10 protein-coding genes are annotated in these 16,160 nt (G+C 49.7%); 8 read left to right on the forward strand and 2 right to left on the reverse strand.

The features are described from left to right. Window positions 1-324 precede the first annotated feature (324 nt). Both LCH85_11490 and LCH85_11495 read left to right on the forward strand, forming a co-directional pair. Window positions 325-1,650 (forward strand): acetyl ornithine aminotransferase family protein, encoded by a 1,326-nt coding sequence (locus tag LCH85_11490; GenBank protein MCA0352607.1) that lies wholly within the window; start codon window positions 325-327, stop codon window positions 1,648-1,650. A gap of 292 nt (window positions 1,651-1,942) precedes the next feature. Further along, complete coding sequence (locus tag LCH85_11495) at window positions 1,943-2,602, forward strand: DUF4386 domain-containing protein (protein MCA0352608.1); 660 nt, start codon at window positions 1,943-1,945, stop codon at window positions 2,600-2,602. A 185-nt stretch (window positions 2,603-2,787) separates the two neighbouring features. On the opposite strand, the gene LCH85_11500 is transcribed toward LCH85_11495, so the two are convergent. Next, the gene (locus tag LCH85_11500) at window positions 2,788-4,959 is read right to left on the reverse strand and encodes a tetratricopeptide repeat protein (protein ID MCA0352609.1); all 2,172 of its coding nucleotides are present in this window, start codon (window positions 4,957-4,959) and stop codon (window positions 2,788-2,790) included. A gap of 259 nt (window positions 4,960-5,218) precedes the next feature. After that, window positions 5,219-6,298, reverse strand: a complete 1,080-nt coding sequence (locus LCH85_11505) for an isocitrate dehydrogenase (protein ID MCA0352610.1) — start codon at window positions 6,296-6,298, stop codon at window positions 5,219-5,221. 363 nt (window positions 6,299-6,661) lie between these two features. Between LCH85_11505 and LCH85_11510 the strand changes: the two genes are divergently transcribed. The 6 genes from LCH85_11510 to LCH85_11535 all read left to right on the forward strand — a co-directional run bounded on the left by LCH85_11510 (window position 6,662) and on the right by LCH85_11535 (window position 16,042). After that, entirely contained in the window at window positions 6,662-7,975 is a 1,314-nt protein-coding gene (locus tag LCH85_11510) for an SPFH domain-containing protein (GenBank protein ID MCA0352611.1), read from the forward strand. Window positions 7,976-7,991: 16 nt separating this feature from the next. Beyond that, window positions 7,992-8,930: a carbohydrate kinase family protein gene (locus tag LCH85_11515; protein ID MCA0352612.1), complete on the forward strand. Its 939-nt coding sequence runs from the start codon at window positions 7,992-7,994 to the stop codon at window positions 8,928-8,930. Window positions 8,931-8,967: 37 nt separating this feature from the next. Next, window positions 8,968-10,206 (forward strand): response regulator, encoded by a 1,239-nt coding sequence (locus LCH85_11520; GenBank protein ID MCA0352613.1) that lies wholly within the window; start codon window positions 8,968-8,970, stop codon window positions 10,204-10,206. Next, on the forward strand, window positions 10,203-13,688 hold the full coding sequence (locus tag LCH85_11525) for a tetratricopeptide repeat protein (protein ID MCA0352614.1): 3,486 nt from the start codon (window positions 10,203-10,205) through the stop codon (window positions 13,686-13,688). Before LCH85_11520 ends, LCH85_11525 begins: the two co-directional genes overlap by 4 nt. Window positions 13,689-14,099: 411 nt before the next feature. Beyond that, window positions 14,100-15,287 (forward strand): acyl-CoA dehydrogenase family protein, encoded by a 1,188-nt coding sequence (locus tag LCH85_11530; protein MCA0352615.1) that lies wholly within the window; start codon window positions 14,100-14,102, stop codon window positions 15,285-15,287. 131 nt (window positions 15,288-15,418) lie between these two features. Continuing rightward, window positions 15,419-16,042, forward strand: coding sequence for a class I SAM-dependent methyltransferase (locus LCH85_11535; protein ID MCA0352616.1), 624 nt, complete (start codon window positions 15,419-15,421; stop codon window positions 16,040-16,042). Window positions 16,043-16,160: the final 118 nt, after the last annotated feature.

Below are 16,160 nucleotides of genomic sequence, written 5' to 3' on the forward strand. Positions count from 1 at the left end.
TTGCAGGTTTCGTCAAAACGTTGTTGATCCACGAAGGACACGAAGGGGCACGAAGATTTGGCTATTGGATTGAGAGATCCTTGGAAATTCCAAAAAATGTTCCGCTAGCCTAGAGCCTAGTGCCATCCCTCTCTGCGATTAGAAGCCCAATCCCCGACCCCTAGCCCCTGACCCCCATTTTGCCTTTTGACTTCTGCCTTTTGACTTTTGATTTACCTTTGACGCGCTAGAATGGCTCGGATAGAATGGGTAGTAATACCTATCACTGTGCCAACGGTGGGTATTTTGGCAATGTCGCCTATCAACCTGTTTAAGGAGTTCCCCGTGACTGATCTGCTGACGACGATTCCTGGCCCCCGCGCAACTGCCCTAGTTGATCGCGATACGGCGGTAATGGCCCCATGTAGTGGGCGGGTCTATCCTTTTGTGATGGATCGTGGCCTTGGTTGTGAAGTGTGGGATGTTGATGGTAATCGCTATCTCGATTTGAATGCGGGGATTGCGGTGGTTTCAACTGGTCATAGCCACCCGCGGCTGGTGCAAGCTCTGCAAGATCAGGTATCCAAGTTTATTCATATGGCTGGGACGGATTTTTATAATGAGCCAATGGTTAAGGCTGCCGAAAAAATCACGTCGTTGATGCCTGGCTCTGGCGAGTGGCAAGTATTTTTCGCCAATAGCGGCACCGAATCAGTTGAAGCAGCAATCAAATTGGCGCGATATTACACCAAACGCCAAAATGTAATCGGCTTCTATAGCTCGTTCCATGGCCGCTCATATGGTAGTTTATCGATCACCGCCTCGAAGCCTTACCAACGCAAAGGCTTTTTCCCCTTGATGCCTGGTGTATTCCACGCCTTCTATCCCAACCCCTATCGCACACCTTGGGGCGTTGAGCCAGAGCGCGTTGCCGAAATCTGCTTGGATTTTATCGAAAAGACCTTGTTTACCACCACCACCCCTGCCGACGATGTAGCGGCAATTATCGCCGAGCCAATTCAAGGTGAAGGCGGCTATGTTGTGCCAGCTCCAGGCTTCTGGCAAGGCTTGCGCGACCTCTGCGATCGCCATGGCATTTTGTTGATCGCCGACGAAGTGCAAAGCGGCGTTGGCCGAACGGGCAAGATGTGGGCAGTTGAATACGAAGGCATCGTGCCCGACATCATCACCAGCGCCAAAGGCATTGGCTCAGGCGTGCCAGTTGGCGCGATGGTTGCTCGCAAAGAAATTAGCAGCGTTTGGAAACCAGGCGCACACGGCAATACTTATGGTGGCAACGCTTTGGCCATGCGAGCCGTCTACGAAACCTTGTGCCTCGCCGAAGAAGAATTGATGGCTAACGCCAACGAGGTTGGTGGCTACTTCAAACAACGGCTGCACGAACTCGAAGATCGCTACGAATGTATCGGCGATGTACGGGGCCGTGGTTTGATGATCGGCATGGAATTCATCAAAGATAACGTCAACAAAGATCCCCATGGCGATCTATCCAACGCCGTGATGGAAGAATCGTTCCGCCGTGGCATGTTGCTGCTGACCTGTGGCAAATCGACCATTCGCTTCTGCCCGCCATTGGTGCTGACCAAAGACCAAGTTGATGAAGGCATCAATTTGTTGAACGACACCTTGCAAGCGCTGGGCGCAAAATAAGCCCTAATTTTTACCCACCCCTTGTCTCATTGCAGGCAAGGGGTCTTTTTATAGATGAAAAGATGGCTATTGGCACGAGGCGGCGATTGGAAGATCAATTTGTGCAATTCGTGTAATTCGTGGCTAAAAAATAGTGCTTCGTGCGCTTCGTGTCCTTCGTGGATCATTTTGTGGAAACTCTCGCCCCCTCGCCGACGATAAACACCGCACAACAACACTTTGGTGTCTGATTGCATCTAACCCTTTTTTGTATGCTCAACCGCAGAAATCTAGCCTCTAGTTGGAGTACGCGATGCATAGCACACAAAAATGGGGTGGCATTGCCGCCTTGATCAACGGGTTTGCCTATATTATCGGCATTGGCATGGTCTTCACCCTTTTAGCCCCCTTCCTCGAAGCCAGCCAAGCTGAAAAGATCACCTTTTTGATCGAACATCAAAACTTGATGGCTCTGTGGTATCTGATTATTTATTTGGTCGCCGGAGTTTGGATGGTTCCGCTGGCAATCGCCCTGCATCATCGGCTGCAGCAAGCAAATTCGCTGTTGATCCAGGTAACCACAGCAATGGGCATCATTTGGGCGACCACGATTCTTTCCAGTGGTATGTTGTTGGTCAACAATATCAAAATTATTGCCGAGCTTCAGCAGCAGAACCCCGAGCAAACCCTCGCTGTTTCGACGGCAATTTCGGCGGTGGCCAGCGGGCTGGGTGGAGCAATCGAATTACCTGGCGGCGTTTGGGTCAGCTTAATCAGTATTGCAGCCTTGCAAACCAAACGCCTACCCAAAGCGCTCAATTATCTTGGCTTACTGATTGGCGCATCGGGCATTGCAATGACAATTCCAGCGATCGCCGCAGTCGGCACGCTCTTCGGTATCGGCATGATCGGCTGGTTTTTGTGGGTTGGAGTAGTTTTAGTTAGAACAAAGAACATAGAGCATAGAACATAGGGATCAGGCATCGGGGATCAGGCGATAGGGCAGCGCAGCATAATCTGTAACTAAAATAACGCTTCCTGCGCTTCGTGTCCTTCGTGGATCATATTTGTAACGTAGAGAACACATGGCTCTGGGCTATCGGAACGTTTTGTAGAACTGGAATAATTCCGATAGCCAAAAGTCTCTAGCCTATAGCCTCAAACCAATTTACTGCGCACAAGCTCAAGCCACTCTCGGGTTGCCTGGGTAGTTGAGTGATTTTTACCCAAAACCTTTTCACGCTCGATTAAGACCTGTTTGAACAATGCCTCAGCTTCACGATAACGATCTTGATTAGAGAGTGCGCAGGCCAAATTATATTTACTTGTTAAGCTATCAGGATGCAACATGCCTAGCGTTTGCTCACGGATCATGAGTACCTCGCGATAGATTTGTTCAGCCTCAGCATGGTTACCTTGGTATCCCAACGCCCAAGCCAAGCCATGTTTCGTGGCTAATGTGTCAGGGTGGTTAGCTCCAAGCAGTAATTCACGCAGCACTAAGACTTTACGATAAAGTTGCTCAGCCTCATGATAACGATCTTGATGGCCGATTGCCCAAGCCAAAGAATGTTCAGTGGCTAAAGTATCGGGATGATTGCGACCAAACGTTTGCTCACGAACCGCCAAGATATCGCGAATCAGCAATTCAGCTTGAGCATAAGCACCTTCTTCACCAAGAATACCAGCCAAATTATGTTTAACAATGATGCTATCAGGATGGTTTTCTGCAAGCACTTGTTCATAGAGTTCTAAAATTTCACGATATAGTCGCTTAGCTTCATTATAGCTGCCTTGCTTGCCAAGAATACTGGCTAAATTGAATCTATACTTAATGATTAATGTTTCGCTAGCTTGCTGTTTCCGCCCAAGTGCCGCGCGATACAATAACTCTGCCTGAGGATATTTACCTTGGCGCTGTAAACAAAGCCCGGTTTGATAGGCCAATTGTCCATCGTAGGTTGGGCGGTGCAGCGCTTGCTGATGCGCGTATTCAAGATGGGGCAGCAACATTTCAATTTCCTGCATTGCCCATTGATCATGATAACGTTTGCTAAGCGTGATCGATGCTTGCTCAACCGCCGCATACCATTCAGGCTCATTCGCCGCATCAAGATCAATAATTACATCAGCCATCAGCGGATGTAAACGCGGTTGAGTTGGGTCATTAAAAAATCCCGCTTGGGCTAATTCCCACAGATATTCGGTTAAGCTATCATCGTCGTAGCTGCTAGCAGCTTGCAATAACTCCCACGGAATCAGCACATTCGGCGCACAATAGGCCATCATCAACAATAAACGCCGACAAGCTTGACTGGATTCATTAGGCAATAGGCGATAGCTGACTTCAACTGTATCGCGCACACTCCAAAAATGGTTAATTGAGTTTTGCTGGAGCTTGCTAGTTGGCTTGACCATCGCTTGCAAGCTGACAATCCGTTGGTTTTTCAGGGCTGCAATATACTCAGCAGCAGGCTTGCGAAAATAAAATTTTAAGCTTGAGCCAACCAAATGCAAAGCTAAAGGCAAATGCCCCACCAATTCGGCCAACTGATCAGCATCGGCATCGCTGAGATAGTTGTTGATATTCGGTTGGGTGGCTAGTTGTTGTAGCAATTGGCGGCTTTCGAGTGGTGGCAAGGTATCAAGTGTAATTAAATTTGCCCCTTGCCATTGGCTGCGCCGACTAGTAACCAAGACTTGGCAACCACTGCTAGCCTGGGGCCGATAGGCCGCGAACAAGGCTGGATCTTCACAATTATCGAAAATCAACAAGCGTGGAATCGGCTGATTAAATAATTCACGCACCACTTGCAGCCGCGTTTCAGGCTTAACTTCATAACGCCACTCGTCTGGTTTCAGGCTATCCCAGCAACGCTCAAGGCTGGCTTGCAGGGTTTCGTTGGTGGCGGCATACAGCCAAAATACCCCGCCAGCAAAATAATTGCCGTAGCGATGGGCAAATTCTAGGGCTAGGCTACTTTTGCCAATCCCGCCCATGCCTGTGGCAAAAGCAGTTGGCGTAATTAGGGTTGGGTCGGGGCGTAACATCGCTTGGGCCAATTGATAGAGCTGAGCTTCACGCCCCACAAAATCACTCAGCGGTTGATAGGGCATAACCGAATGTGGTGGCAATTGGCTGCGTTCAGGCAAATGATCTAAGGGCAAGAGTGCGAAGCAAGCCAAAGCGGCTGGCAAAGGGTCGGTTTGGGCTGGCAATTGCAAATATTTATTAATTTGATTGTTATTGCCCGCAACCACCGCATCAATATTCACATCACCAAAGCCAGCATTGTTCGAGCCAAAAAAATCGCTAATGCTGTTGGTCATGGCAATTCCTCTGAAAGTCAAAAGACAGAGAATCGTGGGCTATTGGCGAAAGGCTCTGGGCGAACGGAACATGGTGTGGGATTGCAACCATTCCAATAGCCAAGAGTCTATAGCCTCAGCTTCCTACTCTTCGTGGATCAAGCCCGATCCTCGACCCCCAACAACTGATCCCCGAATAGTACAAAAGCACACTCCGCCGTTGCAGTGTGCTTTCTAATGCGCAAGTTGACCACAATTTCTGGCAGCGAACGGTTTAGGTTTAGTTACCGAGCGATGGCCAAACTTCCATTTTGGTTTTTACGCGACGAATCACTTCATCGGTGAAATCGCTGGTGGTGGTATGGCCACCCAAATCGGCAGTCCGCACACCATCGTAAACAGCTTCCAAGGTGGCTTCGCTGATCGCGCGAGCAGCCATGTTGGCTTGAGGGGTATCAATATAATCAAGCAAGGCCGCCGAAGCCAAAATCATTGCCATTGGATTAGCAACGTTTTTGCCTTCCAAGCTGGGAGCCGTGCCGTGGGGCGCTTCAGCCATCACAACATTAACTTTGAAATCTTTGTCGAAGGCCAAGAGCAATGATTCTGCGCCAGCAATCGTGCCGAACATTTGCAATACCAAGTCGCTCAAGCAATCGCCATCGCGGTTCAGGGCTGGAATCACCATTGGATCGCCAGAGTTGGTCAAGAGCAAGGCATAGGTTGCATCGATCAATTGTGGTTCGTAGCGCACATCGGCATAGCGCTTGGCGGCAGCATCCATTTCTTCTTTGAGCATGCCTTCATACACTGGGCTAACCGTGTATTTGGGGCCGCCGAAAACTTTGGCTTTCATGCGGCGAGCATGCATAAAGGCATATTCTGAAACGGCGCGGCACGTGCCACGGGTAATTTTTTCAGTGCGATAAGCAACTTCATTATCGCCTTCGCCTTCGCGCCATTCTTTGGCACCATAGGCATCGTCAACCGCCATACGAATGACCGAGATTGGCGCATACGCACCACCAACTGGGCGCACACCTGGAATCCGGCGGCCTGTTCGCACAATCACCGTACCATTGATTTGTTCGCGCAGAATCGCGTTGGGGCTACCAACATCGCCAGCTTTTTCAGGGGTAATTGTGGCCGCCTTCAAGCCAAAACCAGCTTCCTTCATGGCTTGAGCTGCTTCCAACACAATTTGATTATTGGTTGCTCGGCGCGATTCGAGGCTCAAATCGTAGCGCTTTAGCTCTATATCAACGCCCGTCACCGCAGGATCAAGGACGCGCAGACTTTCTTCAAGCAGTTCTTGCCCCGTTTGATCGCCCTCAAGGACAACAATCGTTGGCTTACTCATTAAACTTAACTCCTTAGTAGGTTTTGGTGCAAAACTTTGTTTCACCTAAGGATACAAGTCTGAGTCACTGCTGTCAAAAGCTGCTTACAACAAAGAACATAGAGCAAAGAACATAAAACATAGAGATCAGCCATCAGGGGCTAGTTGTCAGGATTCAGGCGTTTGGTAATCCACGATAATCACAACAATCTGTGACAATCTGTGGCTAAAAATTGAACCTTCGTGTTCTTCACGGTTGCCAACTAGCCCCTGACCGCTCGCTTACGCCTGCTTGCAAGCATCGTGTATAATAAGCCGCAATAGTTGTTAATAGTTTTTGAGCCTTGCTACTGGCTTGCGGCTTAACTGCATGGGAGGCCAACGATGAGCCGTTTATCGCCCTCTGTCCTCGTGATTATCCTGCTGGTAAGCTGTTTATTTATTTATATTGGGCCAGCGCAAAATCAAGCAAATCAAGGTCTGGTTGGGATAATTCTGTTGTTAATTGTCCTGATTGGGCTTTTTTTGGCGTTTAGTGGCGGCTCTGTGGCCCAGCGTGAATCAGCTCGCAATATGTTGGGCACATTAACTGGCATTACTGCTGTTTCATGTGCAGCCTTGCTTGGTCAACAAGCCTTAAATGGTAATTTACTAGGTTTAATGTGCGCTCCAGTGCTCTTGGCTGGGGTCTATATGATCTTCTTGGCCATGACCGCGCGAATTGGCCAGCATGTTGAAGAAGGCGAAGTGTTGCTGATTCAACGTCGCATGGATCATCAGCACATTATTCGCCCGCCAGGCTTGCATTCGCCAATTGTGCCCGCCCTCGAAGTTGGCGTAGCCGTGATGCCAACCTACAACATCCAAACCGATGTTGAAATTGAAATGGTCGATACTGCTTCGCTGCATACTGTCGATAAAATTATGGTTGATACCCAATCGCGAATTATTCAGCGCTTTCCTGAAGAGGGCGAAAGCATGCCCGTCGAAATGCGCTATGAAGGCTTTTTAAAATTACCCTACAACTATCCCAACCGTGACCATATTTTTAAAGAAATTGCCGATCGGCGTAATATGGACGTGATGCAAGTGCGCATGAGTGCCGATTTTTGGATCGAAGCGATTCAATCGCAATTACGCCGCGATGTTGAAGAAGATTTACGGGCAATTATTCACGATAATACCTTTTATAATCCTGAAAAACGCAGTTATGGTAAGCTTGCACCGGCAGATATTTCGGCCCGCCGTGCTGAAATTGCCGCCCAATTGAAAAATCGGGTGCAAGAAAAAGTACAACAATGGGGTATTGAAGTACTCGATATTGGCATTACCCAAGTTGTGCTTAACCCCGATCGGATTAAGGCCTTCTATCGGGCGATCACGGCTGATCTGGAAATTCAAACAGCCAATCGTTTAGCTGAACAAGAAGCCAAACGCACAATCGCAATGGCCGATGCCGAAGCCTATCAACGCAAGAAATTGGCCGAAACTGAACTCGAAATTCAACGTCAACGCAGCGAAATTGATAATGCTGCCAGCTTGCAAATGCTGCAAGATTGGATGAATACGATCATTGGTGATAACCCTGACATGAAGCCCGATGATTTGAAGCGCTTGCTGACAGTGGCGCTTGATGAACACGAAAAACGTAAAGCCTATCGCGATCACAATCTGACCGAACACGAAAAATCAAGCTAGTTAGGAGTTATCTGGCATGGAACATTTGGATACAGATTGGCGCGTGGTGGTTATTGGTGGCGCAGGGCTGGATATCAAAGGGCGTTTGCTGGAGCCATTGATTGAAAAAACCTCGAATCCAGGCCGTTTAACAATTAGTGTTGGCGGCGTTGCCCGTAATATTGCTGAAAATTTGGCCCGTTTGGGGGCGCAAAGCAGCCTGATTGCCGCCGTCGGCAACGACGAATTTGGGCGCTTAATCATCCAACAAACTGAAGATGCTGGCGTTGATACCGATGCCATGATGATTTTAGAGGATCAACATTCGGCAGCCTATTTGGCGCTGCTCGATTGCAATGGCTTGTTGTATACGGCGCTTGATGATAGCCACTGTGCGCGGGCATTAACGCCCGATTACATTTACGATAATGTGCAGCTTTTACGGGCCGCTGATGCAGTTTTTATTGATGCTAATTTGGCGCGGGCAACTGCCGATGTAATTTTGCAAATTTGTGCCGAAGAAGATATTCCAGTCTGTTTCGAGCCAGTTGCCTATGGCTTAGCAGGTCGCTACCGTGATCGTTTGCGCGGCATGTATTTAATTACGCCCAACGAGCGTGAGGCTGAAGCATTAACTGGCTTGCCCGTAACTTCGCCCGCTGAGGCGACGGCTGCGGCCAAAGAATTAGTGCGGCTTGGCGTGGAAATTGCGATTATCACTTTAGCCCGTGAAGGCCTCGTATATGCCACAGCCGATGGTCATGGCCATATTCCAACCTTGGTGCGCGATGTTGTCGATGCCACCGGAGCTGGTGATGCCTTGGCTGCTGCCGTCTTATTTGGCCTGATGAATGAGTTGACGTTGGATGAAGCTGTGCGCTTGGGAGCAAGTGCCGCCGCATTAACCGTGGCCTCGCCCGACACCGTGCGCCGCGATTTGAGCCTAGAGAGTTTGTACGCCCAGTTGTTAATCTGAGCCTAGTATTCTTGCTAGGTGCTGCCTTGGGAACAGTATGCCTGAACGTATTCTCGTTGCTGACGATAACGAAGCCCTAAGCCAATTGCTTGAACTGATTCTAGTTGAGCATGGGTATGAGGTTACTCTTGCCAACGATGGCGGCGACCTGTTAGCCAAGGCCCAACTGCAAATTCCCGATTTGATGATTGTTGATATTTTGATGCCTCGCATCGATGGCTATGAGGCGATTCGCCAGCTGCGCAACGATACGCGGCTGGCGCATATTCCAATTATTGTGCTCACTGCGCGTACTGCGATTGAGGACGTAGTGACGGGCTTTGAATTGGGCGCTGATGATTATATCGTCAAGCCGTTTCAAATGCCGGAACTGCTGGCGCGAGTTCGTGCTCAATTGTTGCGGGCGACTCGCCGCCCTGTACTCAACCCATTGACGGGCTTGCCCGGCAATATTTTGATCGAAGAAGAAGTTAACCATCGCTTGCGCCAACAACAAGCCTTTGCGCTGTTGTACCTCGATTTGGATAATTTCAAAGCCTATAACGATAGCTATGGTTTTGCCCGTGGCGATTTGGTGATCAAGCTATTGGCCACAATTTTGACCGAAATCAAGGCTGAGTACAACGATGAAGGGCTATTTATTGGCCATATTGGCGGCGATGATTTTGCCCTGATTATGGCATCGGAACATGTCAATGCCCTCTGCGAAGATTTGATTCGGCGCTTTGATCAGCGGATTTTGACCTTGTACGATCCCAATAGTAGCAACAAACCGGTGCCGATCCAGACGCTCTCGGTTGGCGTGGTGCTGCATCGCGAAGATATGCAACAAACCTATCACGACCTGAGTCGCACCGCTGCCGAGATGAAGCGGGTTGCCAAACAACAAACTGGCAGCGTCTATGTGGTTGATCGGCGGGCGCAAAAACAGACGATCGAACAAGATCGGCGTAAACGTGGCCCAACAATTGGGGTTATTGCCCAAGATTTTGGCCTAGTCGATATCTTGAACGATTTGCTCCAGCAACAATCATTATTTGTAATCGAGGCCGATAGCGAAATTATGCCGGATGCTTTGGTGTTAGGCTATCGCGATGTCGTGCCGCATGTACCCGAACGTTGGCAGAGCTTGCCACAAATTACGTTAAAACTCAATCAATCAAGCTATGAACAAGGTTTTGCCCAGCTTCAAATTCAGACTGGTTTGAAGCCGACCATTCCTATTCACGAGTATCTATCGTTGGCTTTGCACTTGGTGCGGCTGGAGGCTCGATGATCGGATGGATTTTTGTCATTTTGTTGTGTGGGCTATTTGGCTATAACTTGTATCGGACTGGCCATGTGCAGCGCTTGATTGCGATTCGCCAGCGCCGCCCGTCTGCCCGCTCAACTGGAGCCATTGCTCCAACCTTGCGTGCTCGCGATTTGCGCACCCAGCGCTCGTGGGCGGTCCGTATTCGCGATGAAGTTCAATCGCGCGGCAGTATGGGTGTGGTTATTTTCTTCCTGATTATCTTAATTGCTTTTTTTCTGAGTTTGAATTTATTGGGCCTTTTTGGTAGCCCAGTTGCTGAAACTGTCCACGCTAAGGTGATTCTTTCGCCATTTACGAGCAGCGCAGGCCAACCAGCCCAAGAAGGTTTTGCCGCCGCCACTACCATGGTTGAGGCTTGGCAAGTACGCGCCAATGATTTGCAATTTGCCGTGCTCAAAACTCCGATTGCCGATGCCCAAAGTGCTTGGAATTTGGCCGATCGACCTAAGTATGATCTGGTGATTTGGGGCACAATTGTCGCTGGTGGTGATGCCAATAGTGCTAGCATCGAGCCGCAATTGCTCTGGACTCCGCGCCAACCCTTGCCGCATGATCGCTCGTTAGGGTTACGCGAGCGCTTGAGTTTGCCGCTTGTATATCGTTTAGCCGACCAGCCATTTAATGCCCAAGCTGTGCTCGGTGAAATTTTGGTCGTGATCGATCTCTATCAAATGGGCGAATACGATCAAGCGATCCAAGCGATCAATAGCTTGCTTGATCGCTATGCCGTGGATGGACCGTTACGCCCTGATTTGCTCTTAGGGATTCGTGGCTCGATTGCCGCTCTGCAAGAGCAATGGAGCTTGTCCGAGGGCGATTTTCGGCGAGCCTTAGAAACAGCTGATAAAGCCGAATATTGGAATAACCTTGGGGTTGTCTTGCTGGAACAGGGCCGTTTTTCTGAGGCAACTCAAGCCTTCAACACCGCCCAAGAACGGCTCAAGGGCACAAATAGCGATCTCACGGCGCTACATTTGAATCGTGGTTTGTTGGCGTTGCGTGGGGTTGATCCAGCGGTATCGGTTGGTGAGTTGGCCTTAGCGGTCAAGCTCAATCCCAACGGTATCAGCAATAAATTAGCCTTGGTCGAGGCGCAATTACAAGCCAATCAATTGGCGCAGGCAATCGAAACCATCAATAATCTGAATAGCTATGCGAGTGCTGATCCATTGGTGCAATTGATGACAGCGCGAGTCCAAGTAGCTCAATTGGTCAACAATGGCGATCAGCCGCTGTGGGAATTGGAGATTGTGCCGCCATTGCCCCGCGACACCCTGACGATTGTGCGCCAACGGCTTGATAGTGCGGTTGTTACGCTTGAAACGATTTCGACCGAGCAACGCCAAATTGCCGCCCGTGATGATGCAGCAGGCTTGCCAGAATCGGGTCGGGTGCACGAAGCTCATTCGCGCCAAGCCTTTGAATTGCTCAATCAGGTGCGCTATTGGCAAGCAGTCGCAATGACCGAAGAGGGTATTTCCGCCTCGGTCGAGCAAAAAGGCCGCTTGCGCAGCATGTGGGATGATATGTTTGGTGATGATCCGCCGCTGGAATTAGCTCAAAATGTCATCGACCCACTAGCCAAAGCCCAAGACCAGAATTATCCAATTTTAGTTCAGGCGGGGCGGGTGCATCGAATTTTGGGTGCGCCGAAAACGGCCATGGATTACTACACCAAAGCCAGCGAACTCAATGCCAATCGGCCTGAGGGCTGGTATGGCTTGGCGATCACCCGTTTTAATACCGAAGGCCCAAGCCCTGAGCGCAACCAAGCAGTGCGTGATTATTTGCAAAAAACCATTGCTGCTGCCCCAAATTTTACGCCTGGCTATATTTTGGCTGCTCGCTTAGAGGTTGGCGATAAACAATGGGCCGCCGCGTTGCCCTATCTACAATGGATTGTGGCTAATCGCCCTGATAACCTTGGCGCACGGATTACCCTAGGTACTGCTCAGCGCGAGCTTGGGGCATTGGCCGATGCTGAAGTGACGCTTTTGCCTTTGGCGAATGCAAATAACAGCCAAGCCTTAGTTGAATTAGGCAAGGTCTATGCTCAAGCAGGCCAAGATCAATCAGCCGAAGATATTTTCTTGCGGGCGTTGAATGTTGATGGCAGCAATGCTAGCGCGGCCTACGAGATTGGCCGCTTGCGCCAAAACCGTGGCGATTATGCTGGAGCTGAAAAAGCCTATCAAGTTGCAACTGAAATTAATACTAGCTATGTTGAGGCACATCTGGCCTTAGGCCAATTGTATGCGCGGTATCTCGATCAGCCGGATAATGCCGTTGCGGCCTACCAACGCGCAATCGACGCTGGCGGCGAAGATCCACGCAATTTTGAGGATATGGGCCGCGAATTTTTGGAGATTGGGCGTTATAGCGAGGCCGCCGATGCCTTGGAACAATCGGTGCGGCTCAACCCAAATGTGCCAGAATCGCGCCATTATTTGGCCCAAGCCTACCTTGAACAAGGCCGTTTTGAAGCAGCTCGTGAACAAGAACGCGCAGCGATTGCCCGTGATGCCGATGGCGTTTACATCGAAGCGCAGCTTGGCATAGCCGAGAGTTTTCGGCGCGAACGGCGATTTGATGAGGCAATTACGGCCTACAACGAAATTTTGGATAACGATTCGACAATTATTCCGGCGTACATTGGTTTAGGCCGCACTGCCGCCGATCGGGGCGAGTGGCAAGTGGCGATTGGCTATTATAATCAAGCCCTCGCCCGCGAACCCAATAGCACTAATGCCCATTTTTGGCTGGGCCAGGCCTTGGTTGAGCAAGGTTTCTATGAACGGGCACTTGATGAATTTAATCTGGTGCTGGCGACTGACCCGAATAATGCTGAGGCCTTGTTTGGGGCTGGCCGGGCTTATTGCAACATGGCGATTAACAGCTATGCCTATGATCCAGCGCAGGCTGCTGAATACGATGCTGAGGCGCGGCGTTTGCTTGATCGAGCTTTGAATTATCGGCCAAACGATGCGCGGGCCTTGTTTGAGCGCGGTAAACTCAACGAGCGCCAAAACCAAATGGCCGCCGCGATTAGCGATTATGGTCGGGCTGCCCAATTGGATACGCAAAATAGCGAAGCATTATATTTGCAAGGCAAACTGTATCTCAGCCAAAACAACCTACAAGCCGCCGAAGAAGCGCTCGATCAATCGGTGCGGCGCAACCAAAATGACCCAACCGCTTTGTATTGGCTTGGCCGAACCTATCGCGCCCAAAACCGTACTAATGATGCGATTAAATCGTTTGAACGAGCCTTGAGTTTGAATGGCAATTTTCATGAGGCCCGCTACTACCAAGGCCTAACTGCCGAAGAAGCCAACCAAATCGATCTAGCGCGTGAAGCCTATCGCTTGATCAGCCAACAAGCCAGCCCCGATGATCGTTGGCGCTTACAAGCCGAAGAACGTCTGCGCGATTTAGGTCAGTAGGCCGATCCACGAAGGACACGAAGGAATGAAACCGCGAAGCCCACGAAGGCCGCGAAGGTTTGTTTTTTTGCCACGAATTGCACGAATTTCACAAATTGATCTTCCAATAGCCAATCGCCTATAGCCCATCTCTCTGCGCCTCTGCGTTAAAATCTTGATCCACGAAGAGCACGAAGAGCACGAAGGCCTGAAACCGCGAAGTACACGAAGGCCCGAAGGTTTGTTTTTTTGCCACAGATTTGATGGATGATCCTTCGCTATCTAGCACCTGATCCCTGGCCCCTAGCTCCTCATTCCTGTCATTTTTTGACTTTTGACTTCTGCCTTTTGATTTTCAAAAAGTGTGGTATAGTAAATAACGCAGTGCGTCATCCTCGATCCGACGCAAGATCATATAAGGAGAATCCATCAATGACGATGCAAGAGCACACCGCCGACCCCGCCTTGGACTTCTACCAATTTGATTTGCTGTTAACGCCTGAAGAGCGTGAAGTACGTGATCGGGTGCGTGGCTTTATGCAGCGTGAAGTTAAGCCGATCATCAACGAATATTGGGAGAAGGGCGAATTTCCGTTCGAGTTAATTCCCAAGTTAGCTGAACTCAAAGTCTGTGGCGGCACGATTCAGGGCTATGGCTGCCCAGGTTTATCGAGCGTGGCAACTGGCTTGGTTGCTGCCGAAATGGCCAAAGTTGATGGCTCAGTTTGTACCTTTTTTGGCGTAACCAGCGGCTTGGCGATGTCGAGCATCTATTATTGCGGCTCGGAAGCCCAAAAAGAACATTGGTTGCCCAAATTGGCTTCGATGGAAAAAATTGGGGCATTTGCCCTGACCGAGCCAGATAACGGCTCAGATGCTTCGCATATTCAAACTACTGCACGGCTGGATGGCGACCACTATGTGCTCAACGGCCAAAAACGCTGGATTGGCAATGCCTCATTTGCCGATGTAATTATTGTTTGGGCACGCGATGAGGCCACCAACCAAGTGACGGGCTTCTTGGTCGAAAAAGGTACTCCAGGCTTTGAAGCAACTGTGATGCATGGCAAAATTGCCAAACGCGCCCTATGGAATGCCGAAATCAAGCTCGAAAATTGTCGAATTCCGGCCAGTAATCGCCTCGAAAAAGCGCGATCATTCAAAGATACAGCGGTTGTGTTGGCCAACACCCGTTTTGGCGTAGCATGGGAAGGCGTGGGCCACGCTCAAGCTGCCTATGAAATGGCCTTGCGCTATAGCCAAGAACGCAAACAGTTTGGCAAGCCAATCGCTGGCTACCAATTAATTCAAGAAAAATTAGTTAAAATGCTGGCAGAAGTGGTGGCGATGGAATTAACCACTTGGCGCTTGAGCGTCTTGCGTGACCAAGGCTTGATGACCGATGGTCAATCGTCACTAGCCAAGATGAACAATTCAGCCAAAGCACGCCAAATTGTAGCCCTAGGCCGCGAAATTTTTGGTGGCAATGGCTTGTTGCTCGAAAACCATATCGCCCGCCATTTTGCCGATATGGAAGCGGTGTATACCTACGAAGGCAGCAACGAAATCAATACCCTCGTCGTTGGTCGCGAAATTACCGGCGTACCAGCCTTCGTCTAAATTACAATTGCCTTCCAAGCTTCTGATCGCAGGCCAACTAGGTCTGCGATTGGGCTTTAAAGTGCATCATAGGGCCGATGTTGTAGATCATTGCCACTGCTATGCTCAAGGCTTGATACAGGAGCAAAGCAATGTCAATTCAACAGGCCTATAACCAATGGGCTAGCAGCTACGATAGCGATCACAACCGCACTCGCGACCTTGATCAACAGGTGATGCAACAGCTTTTGCAAGGCCAGCGCTATCAAGCAATTTTGGAGTTGGGCTGTGGTACTGGCAAAAATACCCAGTTTTTTAGCACAATTGGCGCAGCAGTTGTGGCACTAGATTTTTCAAGCGGCATGTTGGAGCAAGCACGCAGCAAAATTAATGCTCAGCATGTGCAGTTTCAGCAAGCTGATTTAACCAAAGCATGGCCCGTTGCCAGTGCTTATTTCGATCTAGTCGTAACCAATTTGGTGCTTGAACATTTAGCTGATCTCGATCACTTTTTTGCCCAAGCCAGCCAAGTGCTCAAGACTAATGGTCAATTATTGATCTCCGAACTACATCCATTTCGCCAATATCAAGGCTCGCAGGCGCGTTTTCAAGGCCAGCACGGCCAAATTGAAGTTCCAGCGTTTACTCATCATATCAGTGATTTTGGGCGAGCTGCCACGAAGCACGGCTTACAACTCAGCCAATTGCACGAATATTGGCATGCCGATGATGCCAATCAAGCGCCACGCTTGCTAACGCTGAGTTGGCACAAATAAGCGAACGCTGGCAGAGATTGTGCTAGCAATCACCATTTAATTGCAGCGCTTGCAACGTCACTATGCGCAATCACGTAGAAGCGCCAACATACTCTCAGCAGAATCTCAGCTTGCCAAG

This window comes from Chloroflexota bacterium (assembly GCA_020161265.1).
Taxonomy (GTDB): Bacteria; Chloroflexota; Chloroflexia; order Chloroflexales; family Herpetosiphonaceae; genus Herpetosiphon.